The following is an 18,101-nucleotide window of genomic DNA, read 5'->3' as shown; positions in this document are numbered from 1 at the left end:
CGGGATCCCGGCACGTCCTCAGGTTCGCCGGACAGGCCCTAGTCGTACCAGTGGAGCCCCATGGCCATGAGGAGGGCGACGACGCCGACGTTGGCCAGGGCCAATGCGGCGAAGTAGGCGACCGGTGCTTGGGCTTTGACGCCGGAGGGCGCGGCGAGGGCACCGGCCGTCCTGGTCTGCCACCAAACGAACGCCACGAGCAGGATGCCGGCGGCGGGAAGCAGGATGACCGACTGGCCCGTGAAGTGGGGAACGGCCCCGCTGATGCCGGCGATCCCGACGGAGCCGAGCAGCACGCCGAGCCCGTCGAAGCGGGCGCCGATCCGGCCCGGGCGGTCGTGCACCCAGGTCGCCGCTCCGATCCCCGCGACCACGGCGAAGGGGATCGCGGCGAACAGGCACCACCGCCAGGACAGGACCGGGAGCACCCAGCCTGCCAACAGGCCGAGCGCCGGGCCGCTGCCGGCGATCGCGACGTAGACCCCGAAGGCCTTGCGGCGATCCCGCGGGTCGGTGAAGGAGGTGGACACCAGGAGCGACGCGGACGACGAGACCAGCGCGGCGAAGGCACCCTGCAGGGCGCGGGCAACGCCCAACGTGCCGGGGCTGGGTGCCATGCCGCCGATCGCGGCGGCCGCCGCGAACCCGACCAGGCCGATCATCAGCATCCTCTTGCGGCCCACGAGGTCCGCGAGTCGGGCGCCGAAGAGCAGCAGCCCGACAAAGGCCAGCGCATAGACGGTGGGCATCACGTCCAGGTAGACGGTGGACGACACCCGCAGGCCGTCGTGAGGGAGCCCCAGGTCCCTGGAAGCCTCCCGCCCCACCGCCGTCTTGGCGAACGTCGCGTCGATCAGCACGACCAGCTGCGCCAGAGCGAGCGCCACCAGGCCCCACCAGCGCCTGGGTGGGGGAACCGCCAGATCGGCCGGGTGGACCGGGGACGTAGGCGCGTACGAGAGGCCGGGAGGCGGTCCCGGCGGCGCACCGAACGCGGGCGGTGCCCCGGAGTGCGCGGGGGCCGTCGGAACGTACGCGGGCGGTGGGGGCGTCGGCTGGGCGGCGGCCAGGACGCGCGGGTCCGGCCGCTCGGCGGGTGCGCCGGCGGGCGAGGCGGGGGCGTAGTCCAGCAGATGAGCGGCACGGCGGCCGAGCTGGGCCAGTACCGCCCCTGGCAGCCACTCACCGGTCTGGTCGGTCTCCGTGCGCGTGGCCACCTCACGCGGGGTGGGCCGCTTGGCCGGGTCCTTGTGCAGACATGCGCGTACGAGATCGACGAGCGCATCCGGTACGCCGGTCAGGTCCGCCTCCTCCTCGGCGATCCGAAAGAGGTGGGCGTTCAGGCCGGTGTCCGTGGCGCCGAAGAGGAGGCGCCCGGTGACGGCGTAGACGAGGAGCGCTCCGAGGCAGAACACGTCGGACGCCGGGGTGAGTTCGAGGCCGCGCACCTGCTCCGGTGACATGAAGCCGGGCGAGCCGATGAGCATGCCGGTGCGGGTGTGCAGGCTGTCGCCGGCCAGGCTGTCCATCGCCCGCGCGATGCCGAAGTCGATGACGCGGGGGCCGTCGACGGTGACCAGGACATTGGACGGCTTGAGGTCACGGTGGATCAGACCCGCCTCGTGCACGGCCTGCAGGGCGAGGGCGAGACGGTTGGCCAGGGTGCGGACCGACTGCTCGGGCAGCGGACCGAAGTCCTGGGCCACGACGGTGGTCAGGTCGGGCCCCGGGATGTACTGGGTCGCCACCCACGGCACGGCGGCATCGGTGTCGGCGTCCAGGACGTCGGCCGTCCAAGCTCCACCCACCCGCCGCGCCGCGGCCACCTCGCGGGCGAACCTCCTGCGGAACTCGACGTGTTGGGCATGCTCGGCTTGGACCACCTTGACGGCGACCGTACGCCCCAGGTCGGAGCGGCCCAGATAGACCAGACCCATCCCGCCGGCACCGAGACGGGCGATCAGGCGATACGGGCCTATGTGCGCGGGGTCCTCCCCCGTCAGCTGTTCCACGGCGGTGATCCCCCTGGATGGGTGCGGAGCCCCTAAGATAGACCAACTATCCAAGGTTCCGGCATGGATTGCCGAGCGCCGGTCCAGGTTATTGAAGGCCACTCGACGTCCGTAAGAGCCCTAGGGAGTGTCCGGAAACCATGGTCGTCCGCCCGAAGGGCGGGGCTCGCGGCGTCCGGTGCGTGCGATCGCAAGGCGCCGGGATGCCCTCGTAGCGGAGCTGGCCGACGCCTGGCTGCCGGTCTCGATCCAGTCGTCGACCAGCAGCACCCGATCTCCCGGGCCCACCGCCGCCCGCTGCAGACGCAGCTCCTGACGCGTGCCCCGGTAGTCGGGGGCGCTGCGCCGGGTGACCTTCTCCCCGGGGAAGATCCCCTCGCCCTTGCGGACCGCGACGAAGCCGACGCCGAGCTCGACGGCCACTGCCGCGCCGAGCAGGAACCCCCGCGACTCGATGCCGCAGACGGCCGTGACGCCGTTCTCCCTGAACGGCCCGGCCAGTCCGCGGACCACCGCGGCCAGCGCCCCGGGGTCACGGAAGATCTGCCAGACGTCGGCATGGCCGCCTATCCAGCGGAAGCGTTCGAGGACCGGGCCGCGCGCGTCAGACCTCATGATCGCGAGTCTGCTGACAGACTTGCAGCCCGGGCGACCGGATTCTCCGTTCGGGGAATCCCCGACACTGACCAAAGACGACGGGCCCTAGGCCGCCCGCCCTAGACCGTTTGCGGGTCACGCCCCGACCATCGTCCGATGACGTACACGGTGGCGCGCGCCTAGCGTCGTCGTCATGCGAATCGGACTTCTGGGTACGGGACATGTGGCACGGGCGCTCGCGGCGGGGTGGAGCCGCGCGGGCCACGACATCGTCCTCGGGTCGCGGCGACCCGAGGAAACGGAGCTTCTCGGGGAGTTGAAGGAACTGCTCGACGCGGGCGTCCGCGTCGGGGATCCGTCGGCCGCCGCCGCGCACGCGGAGGTGCTGGTGAACGCGACACCAGGGGCGGCGTCGGTGCCCCTCCTGGAGTCGATCGGCGCACCGGCCCTGGCCGGGAAGGTACTGCTGGACGTCGCCGTCGGCTACCAGGAGGACGACACCCTCACGCACCCGACGGTCAGTCTCGGGGAGGAGATCCAGCAGGCCTTCCCCCGTACGCCGGTGGTGAAGACGCTCTGCACGGTCGACAGCGTCGTCATGACCGCCCCCGGGTCCCTGGAGGGGCCGAGCACGATCTTCCTGTCCGGCGACGACGCGGACGCCAAGCGGACGGTGAGCGGGCTGCTGCTCGACCTGGGCTGGCCCCGGGAGTCCCAGCTCGACCTCGGGGGCATCGTCAGCGCGCGCGGACAGGAGCACTTCGCCCTGCTCTTCATCGGCATCGCCCGGGCGACCGAATCGTTCGGCTTCGGGATCCGTGTCGTACCGCCGGCGGCTCCGTAGACGATCAAGCCATTCGGCGCTGGAGCGCGGCGAGCGCGCCGGCCCTGCGGCCGGGGACGCGGCGTCGGAGCGCGACGAGGGCGTTGCCCAACTCGCGCGCTCGAGCCGGGTCCTCGATCCGCTCCCACTGATGGTGGGCCCGGTCCACCGCGCCTTCGACCTCGGGGTCCTGCGGCCCCTGGCTCAGGCCGAGCCGCGCCCGGGCCACGGCGATCCACAACTCGCAGCTGCGGACGGGCTCTTCGGCGAGCCGTGCGAGGTCCGCGCGTACCTCCATCCAGTGCACGGCCTCCGGCGACCGCGCCCCGTACCGCCGCAGAGCCACCTGCTCCCAGGCAACGGCGACGGCCACCGCCTCCCCGTGCCGCCCGGCGCGCGCCGCGGCGAGGATGGCGGGGTGCGGATCGGGCTCGGACGCCTTGGGCTCCTGCGCCGCGGGCGCGAGCGGGCGAACGTCCACCGGAGCCGCGACAGCCACCGCCCGCCCGTGCTCCGGCTGCGGCTCGGGCACGGGCGCGGGTACGTGCGCAGGAGCGGGTGCGGGTACGGACGCAGGCACCGACGCGGGCACGACGGCCGCCACCTCCCCGAGCACCTGTACGGGCTGCGAACTCGACTGCGAAGGACCGTAGGTCACCTCCTGCGTCAGAAACACGGCCTCCCCCGAACCCCCCGCACCCGCCGCCTCCGCGTGCAGCAGCGCGAGCGGCGGTCGGGCGCCCGTGCGCCAGGCCGTGGCGAAGTGGCGCAGGTACTCCGGTGTCACGGGGGCGCCGCTTCGGCGCGGGGCCGGGGCGACTCGGCCGTAGAGGCGGATGCCGGGGCCGAGGGAGAGCAGGCCCTGGGCGGCGCCGAGGCGCTCCCAGAGCTCCGCGTCGGCGACCAGGTCCGCCACCACCGTCGTCGTGCCCGCGCGCCGCACCGCCAGCTCCGCCGCGAGCCAGTGCCACGGCAGCCCGGTGTACCGCAGGGTCGTCGGGGTGCTGCGCGCGAGCGCCAGGTGCGGGAGGTGCTGGCGGCGGTCCATCTGGAGCTGGCCCGCGAGGAAGAGCGCCAGCGGTCCCGGCGCGGCGGCCGCGGAGCGCAGGCGCGTCAGGACGGTCTGCGGGTCGAGCGGGTCGGCCAGTTCGACCACCGTCGCCACCGGCGTGCCCGTCAGCACACCCGGCGGAACCGCCGCGAAACCGGGCAGAACGGCCGCCGCGTCCATCGCCCGTCCGCGTCCCGCCGGGGCCGCCGCGAGCAGGACCGCCGTCCCCACCGTGTCCAGGTCGTCGTTCAGCACACGAGCACCGTAACCTTCTCTACGCCCCCTCCCGTTACCACCCCGATGGCCGATAATCGGCGGGCCGTTGGCATATGCCAGAAGCACCACCGTATCGAGTGTTGCCAAATCCCTTACGGGCTGTCTCAGCCTGTGCAACAGTCATATCCGGGCCTTGTTACACCGCTCGCCCGCGCCGCGCCTGTATCGGAGTACGACATGCCGTCCCCTCTCTACGCGGACCGTCCAGCCCAGCCGCCGGAGCCCGGCACCGTGGACGCGCTGATCTCCCAGACCCGCCGTCTGCGCGTTGACGTGGACGCCGTGCGCCGGGACGCCGTTCTGGACGAGGACGACCCGAAGAACCGCTGGCAGCGTGCCCTCTGCGATCTCGCCGTGCACCAACTCGACGACCTGGGCGCCCATTTGGGCCAGCTGAAGGCCGGCATCCCCGACGAGACCACGCTCGCGGCGGGCGTCGAGCTCATCGAGGCCGCCGAGGACACCGTCGAAGCCGCCTCCGACCCGGGCGCCGCGTACGGCGGCCCCGCGCCCGCCCGCACCGGCTCGCTCCTCAGCCGCGTCGGCAGCGCGGAGTGGAACCTCCTGAACGACGAGGTGAGTTGGTCCGAGGAGCTGTACCAGATCTTCGGCCGGAACCCCGAGAGCGGCCCGATGTCGCTGGACGAACTGCCGTCCATGGTCTTCGCCGAGGACCAGCCCGTGCTGCAGGCCATGGTGACGGACTGTCTGATCGACGGGAAGCCGATCGACGGCGAGTTCCGCGTCGTCCGCACCGACGGCCGGGTCCGCACGCTCCACATGATGGGCGAGCCGGTCCTCGACTCCGACGGCTGCACGGCCTCCATGTGGGCCGTCCTGCGCGACGTCAGCGAGCTGCGGCGCAGCGAGCGCGCGGTCCGCGAGTCCCGGGACAGCCTCCAGCGCACCCGCCACATCGAGCGCACCGAACGCCGCGTCGCCGTCGAGCTCCAGGAGGCCGTGCTGCCTCCGTGGCGCGGCTCCCTGAGCTTCGCCCACGGCGGCCCGGGCGCCCCGCTCGACGTGGCCGGCCACTATCTCCCGGCCGCCACCACCGGCCTCATCGGCGGCGACTGGTACGACGCGCTGGCCCTGCCCGACGGCGACGCGCTTCTGACCGTCGGCGACCTCACCGGCCACGGCGTCTCCGCCACCTCGTCGATGGCCATGCTCCTGGGCGCGCTGCGCGGCATGGCCGTGGCCGGAATTCGCCCAGGAGCCCTGATGGGCCATCTCAATCAGCTGCTCGAGACCTCGGTGCAGCCGGCGCTCGGCAGCGCGATGTGCTGCCGCTACGAACCGGTCAGCCAGACCCTCACCTGGGCGCAGGCGGGCCACCCCGCCCCGCTGCTCTTCCGCGACGGAACGGGGCGCGCCCTGAAGCGGCCGGACGGCGTGCTCCTGGGAGCGACGACCGGGGCCGCGTACGAGGAGGCGTCCATCCGGCTGCTCCCCGGCGATCTACTGGTGCTGCACACGGACGGACTGACCCGCCGCGGCGGCCTGGACGACACGGGTACGCAACGGCTGCTCGCGCTGGCCCCCCGGCTGACCGGGGCGCGGGACGCGCAGGACTGCGTACGGTCGGTGGTGGAGGAGTTCGGTGAGGCACCCCGCGAGGACGACGCCTGCGTGATGGTGGTGCGGGTCGGCGACTAGGAGGGCATACCGGCAACGGCCGGTGTGCCCCTTTTTCTCGTGCGCCCTTTTCTCGTACGTACGCACATACGTACCGAGGCCGATTCCCGCCCTCGAATCTCCTTCGAACTCGGACCCCGCTCAGATCCCGCTGCTCCGCGGCCGCTTGGCCGCAGGCTTGGGCAGGGCGAGCGCGATCTCCTCGCGCAGGTCCTCGATCTTGGCGTAGCCGGCGTACTGCCCGGTCAGCCGGTACATCTCGCGCAGCCGGTCCCAGGTGCGGTGCGAGGAGGTCTCGCCCATGGACACCAGGGCGAGCCGGGCGTACCGGTCGGCCTGCTCCGGGTCGTCGGCGATGAAGCAGGCCGAGGCGAGCGAGATGTAGTCGAAGAGCTTCGAGCGGTTGTGGCCGTGGCGACGGAGGTCCAGGGCCAACTTGGCGTGGCGCTGGGCCGGGACCGCCGCGGCGGGGTCGTGCTCGGCGAGCGTGCGGTACGCGAGGGCCTGCATGCCGTGCATGTCGGCGTCGTCGAAGTTCTGCATCCAGCTCGGCGGCGGGACGTCGGAACGGTCGGAGACGAACAGCTCCTCGGCCTCGCCGAGCGTACGGCGCATGGCCTGGCCCTTGCCCATGGAGGCCTGCGCCCAGGCCTCGATGGTGTGCAGCATCGCCTGGGTGCGGGGCAACACCTCTTCGCCCGAGCCCGACTTGGCGAGCTTCATCAGGTCGAGGGCGTCGTCGGGCCGGCCCAGGTGGACCATCTGGCGGGCCGCGCGGGACAGGGCCTCCCCGGCGCGCGGCCGGTCGCCGCCCTCGCGCGCCGCGTGCGCGGCGATGACGAAGTACTTCTGGGCGGTGGGTTCCAGGCCCACGTCGTGGGACATCCAACCGGCCAGGACGGCCAGGTTGGCGGCGACGCCCCACAGGCGCCGCTGGAGGTGGTCGGGGTGGTGGTAGGCGAGCATGCCGCCCACCTCGTTGAGCTGGCCCACCACCGCCTTGCGCTGGAGGCCGCCGCCGCGGGAGGCGTCCCAGGCGCGGAACACCTCCACGGAACGCTCCAGCGCCTCGATCTCCTCCGACCCGATGGGGGCGGCCTCGTAGCGGTCGAACCCAGCGGGGTCGGCGTGGAGGGGATCGTTGGCGCGTGGCGCGGTGGCGGCGCGCGCGGGGTCGGTGTGGAGCCAGTCGTGCATGGCGCTGGTGAGGGCGGAGCCGGCGGCGAGCACGGCGCCCGCGCCCATCAGGCCGCGTCGGTTGAGCATGAGGTCCATTCCCGTGAATTCGGTGAGGACCGCTGCCGTACGCTCGGGCGCCCAGGGCAGCCCGTCAGGGTTGTCGTTGTTCCTGACGTTCTGCCGTCTCCCGGCACGCCCGTGTCGTACGAACCCGAGGTCCTCGATGGTCACGACACGACCGAGTCGCTCGGTGAACAGTGCAGCCAGCACCCGGGGTACGGGGTCGCGCGGGGTCTCCCCCATGTCGATCCATCGCCTCACCCGTGAGGTGTCGGTCGACAGTTGCGGGTGGCCCATGGCCGCCGCCTGCCTGTTGACGAGCCTCGCGAGCTCTCCCTTGGACCAGCCGGCGAGGCCGAAGAGGTCTGCCAGGCGGGTGTTGGTCTGTCCAGTCACGTCTAAGCCCCCAGGTTCTCGGCTGAGTTGACAGTAACCCCCTGTCATAGGGCTGGCGACTATTCGCCAGGGTTCGCCAGGGTGCGCTCAATGTTCCGCCACCCGCGCCGGGGTGTCAGGTAGGAACGCGCCACCCCGCCCCGGCAACCGGCCCTCATTCCCCAGGGTGCGGCCCGGAGGTCGGGCGGGGCGACGCACGCAACTCGTCGGCACACGAAGGGATCTGTCTCCCCATGTACACAGCATCGTCCTCCGTGTCCGCCCCGCCCCGGCCCCAGCACCGTTCCGTACCGGCCGGGAGCGGACCGTACCTCGCGCCCGTCGTTCCGGCGGTCCGGTCGAGGCGATGGGCGGGCAGTGCCGCTCAGCCGCTCAGCGGAAGAATCGACCTGTCGGGCCCCCAGGGGGCCCAGGTGCGGATGGCGATCGCGTCCGTCCACCGGATCTGCCCGGAGTTCAACCCGGTGCAGGTCCTGCGGCGCAGCGGCCGTTCCGTCCTGATCGTCGGAACGACCGGGCGGGCCACGGCGGTCGCGAAGTGTTTACTGGACCACTCCCCCGCGTGGGTCGAGCGGTTCCAGCACGAAATAGCTGCCTACCGCTCGTTCGTCCGGCACCGTCCTCCGGTACGCGCGCCGCGGCTGATCGCCGCGGACCCGGAGAACTGCACGCTGGTGATCGAGCGGATGCCGGGGCGGGCGGCGGCGCTGACGCGCCACCCCGTGGAGGCACCGCCCCGCACGGATCTGCGCGCGGCGCTCGGCGCGATCGCCCGGCTCAACGCCTGGCGTCCGCCCGCCGGGACCTTCGACGCCCCGCTGGACTACCCGGCGCGGATCGCGCGCTATCACGAGCTGGGTCTCTTCACCGACCGTGACCGGGACGACCTGCAGAAGCTGCTGCACGGCCTGGCGCACGCCGGTGGCCGTCAGGGCATGGGCCAGTTCTGCCACGGCGACGCCCTGCTCTCCAACATCCTCCTCTCCCCCACAGGACCCGTCCTCGTCGACTGGGAGCACGCGGGCTGGTACCTGCCCGGCTACGACCTGGCGACGATGTGGTCGGTGCTCGGTGACGCACCGATGGCCCGGCGCCAGATCAGCCAGCTCGCCCAGCAGGCGGGGCCGGCGTCCCGGGACGCCTTCCTGGTGAACCTGATGATCGTGCTGACCCGGGAGATCCGTACGTACGAGACGGCGGTGCAGCGCACCATCAAGGAGGCTCCGCCCGCGGGTTCGGTCCCCGTCCCGTCCGGTGCGGTCTCGCCCGGTGAGGAGCAGCGCCGGCTTCTGCGGCGGCTGCACGACGACTGCGCCATGGCACGGCGGGCCGTGCGCGCGGCGGTCGGTACGCGCTGAGGAAGCGCCGACCGTCCCGACGGGGGTGACACGCCGTGTGCCCGGTGCCGACACACCGGGCGCACGGCGTTCGGCGTTCTCCGCCACGCCCGCTGCGCCCGCCGCCCCCGTCCCCACCGCCCCCAACACCGGACCATTGGTCCACTCCACTGACGCGCCGCAGGCCCGCGCGCCGCCGTCGCGAAACTCCGCGACACCTCCATGACACCGCCCCTGACATGGGAATTCACGTGTCGGTGCGGGTGATTGACGGATCGTCGGGAAACCGTTACCCCTGTACGGGTCCGGCCCCGCACGCCCCCTCATCACCCCTGGTACCTGGAGGCCGCCTTGCACCGTTCCGCGTCCCGCACACGGGTCCCCCGAGCGGTGGGCGCCGTGGCGTCCGCAGCTCTGCTCCTCCCTCTCCTCTCGGCCGCTCCGCCGGCCGCGGCCGGACCGCCGGCGCCCGGCTCGCTCCAGCGCCAGTTCGCGGCGGCCGCCGAACGGCAGGGCGTGCCACCGAGCGTGCTGCTCGCGGTGTCGTACCTGCAGTCGCGGTGGGACGGGCACGGTGGCGCGCCGAGCGTGACCGGGGGCTACGGCCCGATGCACCTCACGGACGCGGTGACCGCGCTGGCCGAGGCCCCGCACCACTCGCACGGCGAGGAGGACGCGCGGGGCGACGACGCGCGCGGACCGCGCCACGGCTCGGAGAGCGCGACGCCGCTGCGGACGCGGGACCAGCTGCCGGACCGGCTCAAGACCCTGGACCGGGCGGCGGCGCTGACCGGGATCCCGGCGGAGGAGCTGCGTACCGGTACGGCGGCGAACATCGAGGGCGGCGCGGCGCTGCTCGCCGCCGCCCAGCGCGCGTCGGGCCGGCCGCTCAGCGCCGATCCGGCCGACTGGTTCGGCGCGGTGGCGCGGTACTCCGGCGCGGACGACACGGCGACCGCGACGGCGTACGCGAACGACGTGTTCGACGTGATCCGCGCCGGTGAGTCCCGTACGACCGACAGCGGGCAGGTGGTGACGCTCGCGGCCGACCCGGACGTCGCGCCCGCGCGGGGGCAGGTGGGGTCGCTGGGGCTGCGGAGTCCGAGTACCGGGCCGACGGAGTGCCCGCGCACGGTGGCGTGCGAGTGGATCCCGGCGCCGTACGAGGAGTTCGGCGACGGGGACTACGGCAACCACGACAAGGCGAACCGGCCCGCGTCCCAGTCGATCGAGTACATCGTCGTGCACGACACGGAGGCGACCTGGGACGTCACGCTCAAGCTGGTGAAGGACCCGACGTACGTGTCGTGGCAGTACTCGCTGCGCTCGTCCGACGGCCATGTCGCGCAGCACGTGCCGCTCAAGGACGTCGGCTGGCACGCCGGCAACTGGTTCGTGAACGCCAAGTCGGTGGGCCTGGAGCACGAGGGCTTTCTGACGGCGCCGGACTCCTGGTACACGGAGGCGATGTACCGGAGCTCGGCGCGGCTCGTGAAGTACCTCGCCCAGCGCTACGACATCCCGCTGGACCGGCAGCACGTCCTCGGCCACGACAACGTGCCCGGCACGGTCACCTCGACCATCCGCGGGATGCACACCGACCCGGGTCCGTACTGGGACTGGGCGCACTACTTCCGTCTCCTCGACCGCCCGTTCACGGCGAGCGCGGGTCCGCACGCGCGCGTGGTGACGATCCGGCCCCAGTACGCCACCCACCAGCCGACCTACACGGGGTGCGTGAAGACGGGAGAGGCGTGCGCCCCGCACGGCAGTGGCGCGGTCAGGCTGCACACGGCGCCCGCGGCCGACGCGCCGCTGGTGAAGGACGCCGGGCTGCGGCCGGGCGGCGAGGACTCGACGACCGGGGTCAACGACACCGGTGCGCGTGCCTCGACCGGGCAGCAGTACGCGGTGGCCGAGCGGCGGGGCGACTGGACGGCGATCTGGTACCTCGGCCAGAAGGCCTGGTTCCACGACCCGAAGGGCGAGCGGACGGCGGTGAACGCGCGAGGGCTGCTGCTGACCCCGAGGGAGGGGCTGGCGGAGGTATCGGTGTACGGGCGCGCCTACCCGGAGGCCTCGGCGTACCCGGCGGGTGTCCCGGTCCAGGCGGTCTCGCCGCTGCCGTACAAGCTGCTCGCGGGGCAGTCGTACGTCGTGGGCGGGCGCACCCCGGGCGAGTACTACTTCGCTCCCACGTTCGACCCCGCCGGGCATCGGGTCGTCCGGGGCCAGGAGGAGTACTACCAGATCCAATTCGGCCATCGCGTCGCCTTCGTGAAGGCGGCTGACGTGCGGGTTTCGCGAGGCTGAGGCGAATCCGGCCAGAGCGTGCGGGGTGTCGGCGGGCAGAGGTCCCGGCGACACCCCGCATCCGTTCATATGACTAATTCCGGTGTCGCGTGGGCCGTACGGGCGAGGGGTAATGCTCGGCCGATCACTGCCCACGCTCATCGAAAGGCCTCACTCGCATGGCTCAGCCCTTCGTCCTGCCGGATTTCTATGTCCCGTATCCGGCGCGGCTCAACCCCCATGTGGAGACCGCCCGCACGCACACGCGCGAGTGGGCACGGTCCATGGGGATGCTGGAGGGCTCCGGCGTCTGGGAGGAGCACGACCTCGAGTCCCACGACTACGCGCTGCTCTGCTCGTACACCCACCCCGACTGCGACGCCGAGGCGCTGTCGCTGGTGACCGACTGGTACACGTGGGTCTTCTTCTTCGACGACCACTTCCTGGAGGTCTTCAAGCGCACCCAGGACCGGCCGGGTAGCAAGGCGTACCTCGACCGGCTGCCGCTCTTCATGCCGATGAACCCGTCGGCCACGATGCCCGCGCCGACCAACCCCGTCGAGGCGGGGCTCGCCGACCTCTGGACACGCACCGTGCCGTCCATGTCCACCGGCTGGCGGGAACGGTTCTCCGCGGCGACCGAGGCGCTCCTGAACGAGTCGCTGTGGGAGCTCGACAACATCAACGAGGGCCGGATCGCCAACCCCGTCGAGTACATCGAGATGCGCCGCAAGGTGGGCGGCGCGCCCTGGTCGGCGGGGCTCGTCGAGTACGCGGCGGGTGCGGAGGTCCCGCGCCAGGTGGCGCACTCCCGGCCGCTGCTCGTGCTGCGCGACACGTTCTCCGACGCGGTGCACCTGCGCAACGACCTGTTCTCGTACCAGCGGGAGGTCGAGGACGAGGGCGAGAACAGCAACGGGGTCCTCGTCCTGGAGAAGTTCCTCGGGTGCACGACGCAGGAGGCGGCCGAGGCCGTCAACGACCTGCTGACCTCCCGGCTCCACCAGTTCGAGAACACGGCCCTCACCGAAGTCCCGGGCCTCTGCCTGGAGAAGGGGCTGAACACAGAAGAATGCGCGGCCGTCGCGGCGTACACGAAGGGGCTGCAGGACTGGCAGTCCGGGGGCCACGAGTGGCACATGCGCTCCAGCCGGTACATGAACGAGGGCCTGGACACCGGGCCTTCGCGGCTCGACGGGGTCCTCGGCACCTCGGCCCTCGACATCCGTACGCTCTTCGGCAGGCCGGCCGCCTCCCGGCTGCGCGCGCTGACGCACGTCCCGTACCAGCGGGTCGGGCCCTCGCTGCTGCCCGAGTTCGACCTGCCCTACCCGCTGTCGCTCAGCCCGCACCGCCACGAGGCGCAGCGGCTCTCCATGGACTGGGCGGAGCGGATGGGGCTCCTGGAGGACATCTGGGACCGGGAGCGGGCGGAGGGCTTCGACTTCGCGCTCTGCGCGGCGGGGCTGGATCCGGACGCCACCCTGGAGGAGCTCCGGCTCAGCGCGGAGTGGCTGGTCTGGGGCACCTACGCCGACGACTACTACCCGGTCGTTTTCGGCCGGTCGCGGAACCTGATCGGCGCGAAGGAGTGCACGGAGCGGCTCAAGTCCGTCATGTCGCTGGAGGATCCGGCGGCCGGGCGGGCGCTCGCCGTGAGCCCGTTGGAGTGCTCGCTCGCCGACCTGTGGGCCCGTACGGTCGCGCCGATGGCGCCGGCGGCCCGCGCCCACCTGCGGGTGGCCGTCGACGCGATGCTCGACAGCTGGCTCTGGGAGCTGCACAACCAGGCACAGCACCGGGTGCCCGACCCGGTGGACTACATCGAGATGCGGCGCACGACCTTCGGCTCCGAGCTCACGATGCTGCTGTGCAAGCTGCGGCGCACGGAGTCGCTGCCGCCGGCGATCTTCCGCTCCGGCACCGTACGGGCGCTCGAGAACTCGGCGGCGGACTACGCGACCCTCCTCAACGACCTCTTCTCCTACCAGAAGGAGATCGAGGTGGAGGGCGAGGTGCACAACGGCGTCCTTGTGCTGCAGAAGTTCTTCGACTGCGACTACCCGACGGCGGTGGCGATGGTCGACGACCTGATGCGCGGACGACTGCGCCAGTTCGAGCACCTGAAGAGCCACGAACTGCCGCTGCTGTACGAGGACTTCGCGCTGGACAAGGCGGGCAGGGCCGCCTTCGGGGCGTACGTAGGGGAGTTGGAGGACTGGCTGGCCGGAATCCTCAACTGGCATCGGAGCGTGCGCCGTTACGGCCCCAAGGACGTGCACTCGGGCGGTGGGCTGAGCCGGGTGGTGGGTCCGACCGGGATCGGTACGGCGGCGGCGCGTCTCGCGGAGGCGTTCGTGCCGTAAGGACCGCGCGTGGCGCGGTCGCTCCCGGGGTCAGTCGGAGCGGCCGCGCAGCTGGTCGAGTTCGCGGCGCTCGCGCTTCGTGGGACGGCCGGCGCCGCGGTCGCGGACGGCGGCCAGGGCCACGTGCTCGCGCGGGGGCGGCGGCGGGCTGTTGTCGACGTACGCCTCGGCGGCGACGGGCGGGCCGACGCGCTTGGTGAGGAGCTGCTTGACCTCGACGATCCGCTCCCGGCCGCCGTGGAAGAGGCGCACCTCGTCGCCGGGCTTCACCGGCTGGGCCGGCTTGGCGCGGTCGCCGTTGACCTTGACGTGTCCGGCCCGGCAGGCGGCGGCCGCCTGCGAGCGGGTCTTGGTGAGGCGGACCGCCCAGATCCAGCTGTCGACGCGTGCGCTCATCGGCCCCCGTCCCTCGTCTTCGGTCAGCCCTGCTGGAACAGCTCGGCCGGCAGCGGCTTGAGCAGAGCGTACAGGTCGTCGGTGATGGGACGGTCCCAACTGGCGATCGTCACCAGGACGTTGTCGCTGCGGTCGAACTGCACGCAGGCGATACGGCTCTCGGAGAGCTTGAGCCGACGCACGATCAGCAGGTTGTCGCCCTGCATCACCGGCATGTCCTCGGTGTCGAGGACCTCGACCGGCTCGTCGTTCTCCAGGGCCGCGAGGAGCTGGGCGACCTCGAAGGGGATCTGGCCGTCGGCGAGCTCACGGGCCGGGGAGCCCTCCGGCAGATTGCCGATGATCATCGCCGGGCCGCGGCCGCCGAACAGGTCGTAGCGGAGGAAGACGCCCTGGCAGCTGCCGTCGGGCGCGGGCAGCAGACCGGCGCCGAGATTGCCGGGCCAGTCCCCCGGGTCCATGGCCAGGACATCGAAGTCCGGGCCCGCGGGTGTGGCGGCGCTGCGGCGGCGGAGGAAGGACATACGGCCATGGTACGTGTCCCGGCCCCTACCGCGACGCGCCGGGGCGGCTACGGCGCGGGCGCCCCGCGGCGCCGCGCGACACGCCGTCGGACCGGCCGTCCGACCCGCCTTCCGGCCCGCCGTCGGACCGGCCGTCCGGCGGGTGCAAGGTCAGGCCGTGCTCGGGTCGGCGTCGGCACGGCGGAGGGCCTGGGCGAGGCCCGAGCGGTCGGTGCCGAGCTTGCGGTAGACGGAGGACAGCAGCAGGGTCACGGCGGCCCGGTCGGTGTTCATCCCGACGGCCGGGTCCTCGCCGCGGACCGTGAGGTCGGCGGCGAGCCGCTCCCGGGCGGTGAGCGCGTCCGTGCCGGCCGGATGGAGGGCGCGCGGCCGCAGGCCGGAGGCGGCCAGCTCGGCCCTGGCCTCCTCGCCGAGGCCGTCGGCTCCGCAGGTCTGGGCGGCCTCCAGGCCCCGGTAGAGCCGGTCGGCGGCCTCCCCTGTCCTGCCGACACGCCGCAGCGCGGACCCGAGGGCCACCAGGGAGCGCGCGAGCTCGTACGCGGCCGGTGAGCGCTCCAGCCAGTCCACGGACTCCTCCAGCAGCTTGACCCGCTCGTCGCCGCCCGAGATCTCGGCGGTCACGCGCAGCGCCTGGCCGATCGCGGACGGCGCACCGTACTGGCGGGCCCTGGCGACCGCCTCCCGGGCGGTCTCGCGGGCCCGCTCGGGGGTCTCCCGGGCCTCGGCGAGCGCGAGGTGGAGCTGCCAGGGGCACCACGCGGGGTTGCGCATCCCGCGCGGGTCGAGGCGGCGGCCGACGGCGGCCAGCTCGGCGGCGGCCTCCTCGACGTGGCCCCTGGCCAGGAGCAGTTCCGCGTGGACGGTCTGGGAGTCGGGGAAGGTGACGGCCGCGGGGAACGGCTCGCCGAAGTCGTGGGTACGGGCGATCCGGTCGGCCTCCTCGACCCGGCCGCGGGCGAGCAGCACCTCGATGGAGACCCCGACGGCGTACCAGAGGGCGGGGGTGCGGGCGCCGACGCGCTCGGCGAGGCGCAGCCCCGCGCGGACGAAGTCCTCCGCCTCGACGAGCCGGCCGCGGCGCAGCCGGATGTAGCCGAGGAGGGTGTACGCGAAGGAGAGGTGGGCGCCGTGCCAGCCCTGGCGCTCGAACTCGGCGGTGCCGGCCGCGAAGAGCTCCTCGGCGCGGCCGGGGCGGTCGGCGTAGAGGAAGGTGAGGGCGACCAGGACCGGGACCTCGAAGCCGCGGCTCTCGTCGGCCCAGCTCAGGCCGCCCTCCAGGGCGCGTTCGGCGTGGTCGACGGCGACGGTCGAGGGCTCGGCGCGCAGGGTGGCGTCCCAGGCGCGCAGGCCGATGACGTACCGCTCGGTGAGGTCACGGCCGGTGAGCCGGTCGGCGAGCCGGGCGAGTCGGCGGGAGCGGGCGGGCGAGTCGGGTTCGTCGGCGCGAAACGCGTCCCACATGAACTTCTCCGACTGCATACGGAGCCGGCTGCGGGCGTCGGTGGTGAGCCGGGACTCGCGGCCGAGGAGTTCGGAGGCCTCGACGAGCCGGTCGCTGTGGGCGAGGACCTGGGAGAGGCGGTAGACGATGCCGTGGCGCAGCGCCGGGTCGGCGACGGGCTCCTCCAGGGCGGCGCGCAGGTGGTTGACGGTGGTGGCGGGCTCGGTGAGCAGGGAGGCGCTGCCGAGCTCGAAGAGGACGGCGGCGCGCTCGTCGTCGGCGGGAGGTTCGCGCAGGGCGCGGGCGAGGAAGCGGCGGGCGGCGTCGGGGGCGCCGGCCCGCAGGTTCTCGCGGGCGGCCTCGCGCAGCTGGCTCACGACCCAGGGGTCCTGCTCGGGGTGGGTCTCCAGGAGGTGGCGCGCGGCGGCGGTGGCGCCGAGTCCGGCGTCGGTCACGCACCAGGCGGCCTGGCCGTGCAGGGCGACCCGGGTGGCGGGCGGGATGGCCTGGTAGACGGCGGTGGCGATGAGCGGGTGGACGAACTCGAGGGTCTCGGTGCCGGCGAGGACGCGGGCGTCGCGCAGCCGTCCGGCGCACTCGGCGACGGCTTCGGTGCCGAGGCCCGCGACGGCTCCGGCGAGCTGGGGCGAGATCTCGGTGCCGAGGACGGCGCAGGCCCAGGCGAGGCGGACGGTGGAGGTGCCGAGCCGTTCGAGGGTGGCGGCGAGGCCGTGGCCCTTGACGGCGGCGGCGAGGTCGCGGAGCTCGTGGGCGGCCTCGGCCCGGGGCTCGAGGCCCCGGTCGCGGACCTTGGCGGCCAGCTCGACGGCCTCGAAGGGGTTGCCGGAGGTGACGGCCCAGCACTCGCGGCAGAACGTGTCGTCGGCGTGGGCGCCGACGCGGTCGCGGACGAGGCGGGCGATGGCGGAGGAGGTGAGCGGCTCGAGGCCGAGGGGCCGGCGCCCGGACCGCCGCCCGGTGAACTCATCTCCTGTGTCCGGCAGTTCGTCCGGCCGATAGGCGACGACGAGCAGCATGGGTAGCTCCTCGGCGCGGGGCGCGAAGGCGGAGAGCCAGCCGAGGGACTCGGGGTCGGCCCAGTGGGCGTCGTCGACCACGACGACGAGCGGGGCGCGCCGGACGGCGAGATGGGTCAGGACCCAGTCGAGCCCGTCGCGCAGCCCCTGCGGGTCGGGCGGCCCACCGTCGGCGGGCGCGCACAGACCGAGGGCGGGGCCGACGATGTCGTACCAACTGCCGAGGCGGGCGCGGAGTTCGGTGTCGGAGGCGACGGCGAGCTGCGGCTGAAGGAGCTGCCGGGCCACGTGAAAGGCGACCCGCTGCTCCTGGTCACCACCGCGCGCCGCGAGCACGGTGCACCCCTTGGCGGCGGCACGCCGCCGGATCTCGGCGAGCAGGGTGGTCTTCCCGAGCCCGGCGGGCGCGGCGAAGGCGAGGACGCCACCACGGGGGGTGCGGCTTCCCGCTTTCGCGGGCCTGCCACCCTGGACGACCACGCGTACGGGCCTACCGGCAGCGGCCGGCTGAGGTGAGGCGCCTGGGCGCGCGGGCCCGTCGGCACCGGAACGCTGAGACGGGACGTCGCCAGGGGTCCCCACCCCCGAGCCGTCCTCACCACCCGCGCGCCACTCTTCGTCGCCGATGCCCGTCCACCGGGCACCGTCGTCGCCCGTCCCGGGCCAGGGGCCGTCC

General features: G+C 73.2%; 12 protein-coding genes. 5 read left to right on the top strand and 7 right to left on the bottom strand.

Annotated features, from left to right (window positions below; translation table 11 throughout):
- Positions 1-38: 38 nt before the first annotated feature.
- Both AB0F56_RS27545 and AB0F56_RS27540 read right to left on the bottom strand, forming a co-directional pair.
- Positions 39-2,012: a bifunctional serine/threonine protein kinase/MFS transporter gene (locus tag AB0F56_RS27545; protein ID WP_362014237.1), complete on the bottom strand. Its 1,974-nt coding sequence runs from the start codon at positions 2,010-2,012 to the stop codon at positions 39-41.
- A gap of 120 nt (positions 2,013-2,132) precedes the next feature.
- Positions 2,133-2,627 carry a phosphoribosyltransferase family protein gene (locus tag AB0F56_RS27540; RefSeq protein WP_362014235.1) on the bottom strand — a complete coding sequence of 165 codons (495 nt, stop codon included), beginning with the start codon at positions 2,625-2,627 and terminating at the stop codon, positions 2,133-2,135.
- 175 nt (positions 2,628-2,802) lie between these two features.
- Between AB0F56_RS27540 and AB0F56_RS27535 the strand changes: the two genes are divergently transcribed.
- Positions 2,803-3,453 carry an NAD(P)-binding domain-containing protein gene (locus AB0F56_RS27535; RefSeq protein ID WP_362014234.1) on the top strand — a complete coding sequence of 217 codons (651 nt, stop codon included), beginning with the start codon at positions 2,803-2,805 and terminating at the stop codon, positions 3,451-3,453.
- A 4-nt stretch (positions 3,454-3,457) separates the two neighbouring features.
- Here the strand turns inward: AB0F56_RS27535 and AB0F56_RS27530 are convergent, their stop codons facing one another.
- Positions 3,458-4,663 carry a hypothetical protein gene (locus AB0F56_RS27530; RefSeq protein ID WP_362014388.1) on the bottom strand — a complete coding sequence of 402 codons (1,206 nt, stop codon included), beginning with the start codon at positions 4,661-4,663 and terminating at the stop codon, positions 3,458-3,460.
- 273 nt (positions 4,664-4,936) lie between these two features.
- Here AB0F56_RS27530 and AB0F56_RS27525 point away from each other — a divergent pair, with 273 nt between their 5' ends.
- Positions 4,937-6,418: a SpoIIE family protein phosphatase gene (locus AB0F56_RS27525; protein WP_362014232.1), complete on the top strand. Its 1,482-nt coding sequence runs from the start codon at positions 4,937-4,939 to the stop codon at positions 6,416-6,418.
- Between the two features lie 120 nt (positions 6,419-6,538).
- Here AB0F56_RS27525 and AB0F56_RS27520 read toward each other — a convergent pair whose 3' ends face one another.
- Complete coding sequence (locus tag AB0F56_RS27520; protein ID WP_362014230.1) at positions 6,539-8,032, bottom strand: hypothetical protein; 1,494 nt, start codon at positions 8,030-8,032, stop codon at positions 6,539-6,541.
- A gap of 233 nt (positions 8,033-8,265) precedes the next feature.
- Here AB0F56_RS27520 and AB0F56_RS27515 point away from each other — a divergent pair, with 233 nt between their 5' ends.
- From AB0F56_RS27515 to AB0F56_RS27505, 3 genes are all read left to right on the top strand, one after another.
- Positions 8,266-9,390 (top strand): aminoglycoside phosphotransferase family protein, encoded by a 1,125-nt coding sequence (locus tag AB0F56_RS27515; protein ID WP_362014229.1) that lies wholly within the window; start codon positions 8,266-8,268, stop codon positions 9,388-9,390.
- Positions 9,391-9,759: 369 nt separating this feature from the next.
- Complete coding sequence (locus AB0F56_RS27510; RefSeq protein ID WP_362014386.1) at positions 9,760-11,682, top strand: N-acetylmuramoyl-L-alanine amidase; 1,923 nt, start codon at positions 9,760-9,762, stop codon at positions 11,680-11,682.
- 158 nt (positions 11,683-11,840) lie between these two features.
- A complete protein-coding gene (locus tag AB0F56_RS27505; protein ID WP_362014227.1) occupies positions 11,841-14,027 on the top strand; it encodes a terpene synthase family protein in 2,187 nt (728 codons plus the stop codon).
- Positions 14,028-14,057: 30 nt separating this feature from the next.
- Here AB0F56_RS27505 and AB0F56_RS27500 read toward each other — a convergent pair whose 3' ends face one another.
- From AB0F56_RS27500 to AB0F56_RS27490, 3 genes are all read right to left on the bottom strand, one after another.
- On the bottom strand, positions 14,058-14,423 hold the full coding sequence (locus AB0F56_RS27500; protein WP_362014225.1) for an RNA-binding S4 domain-containing protein: 366 nt from the start codon (positions 14,421-14,423) through the stop codon (positions 14,058-14,060).
- Between the two features lie 23 nt (positions 14,424-14,446).
- On the bottom strand, positions 14,447-14,947 hold the full coding sequence (locus tag AB0F56_RS27495; RefSeq protein WP_362014223.1) for a hypothetical protein: 501 nt from the start codon (positions 14,945-14,947) through the stop codon (positions 14,447-14,449).
- 150 nt (positions 14,948-15,097) lie between these two features.
- Positions 15,098-17,905: an AAA family ATPase gene (locus AB0F56_RS27490; RefSeq protein WP_362014384.1), complete on the bottom strand. Its 2,808-nt coding sequence runs from the start codon at positions 17,903-17,905 to the stop codon at positions 15,098-15,100.
- Between the last annotated feature and the right edge of the window lie 196 nt (positions 17,906-18,101).

The sequence above is a fragment of the Streptomyces sp. NPDC026092 genome, assembly GCF_040638605.1.
Taxonomy (GTDB): domain Bacteria; phylum Actinomycetota; class Actinomycetes; order Streptomycetales; family Streptomycetaceae; genus Streptomyces.
Note: the sequence above shows the minus strand (reverse complement) of the source record. Positions and strands in the feature narration are given on the sequence as shown.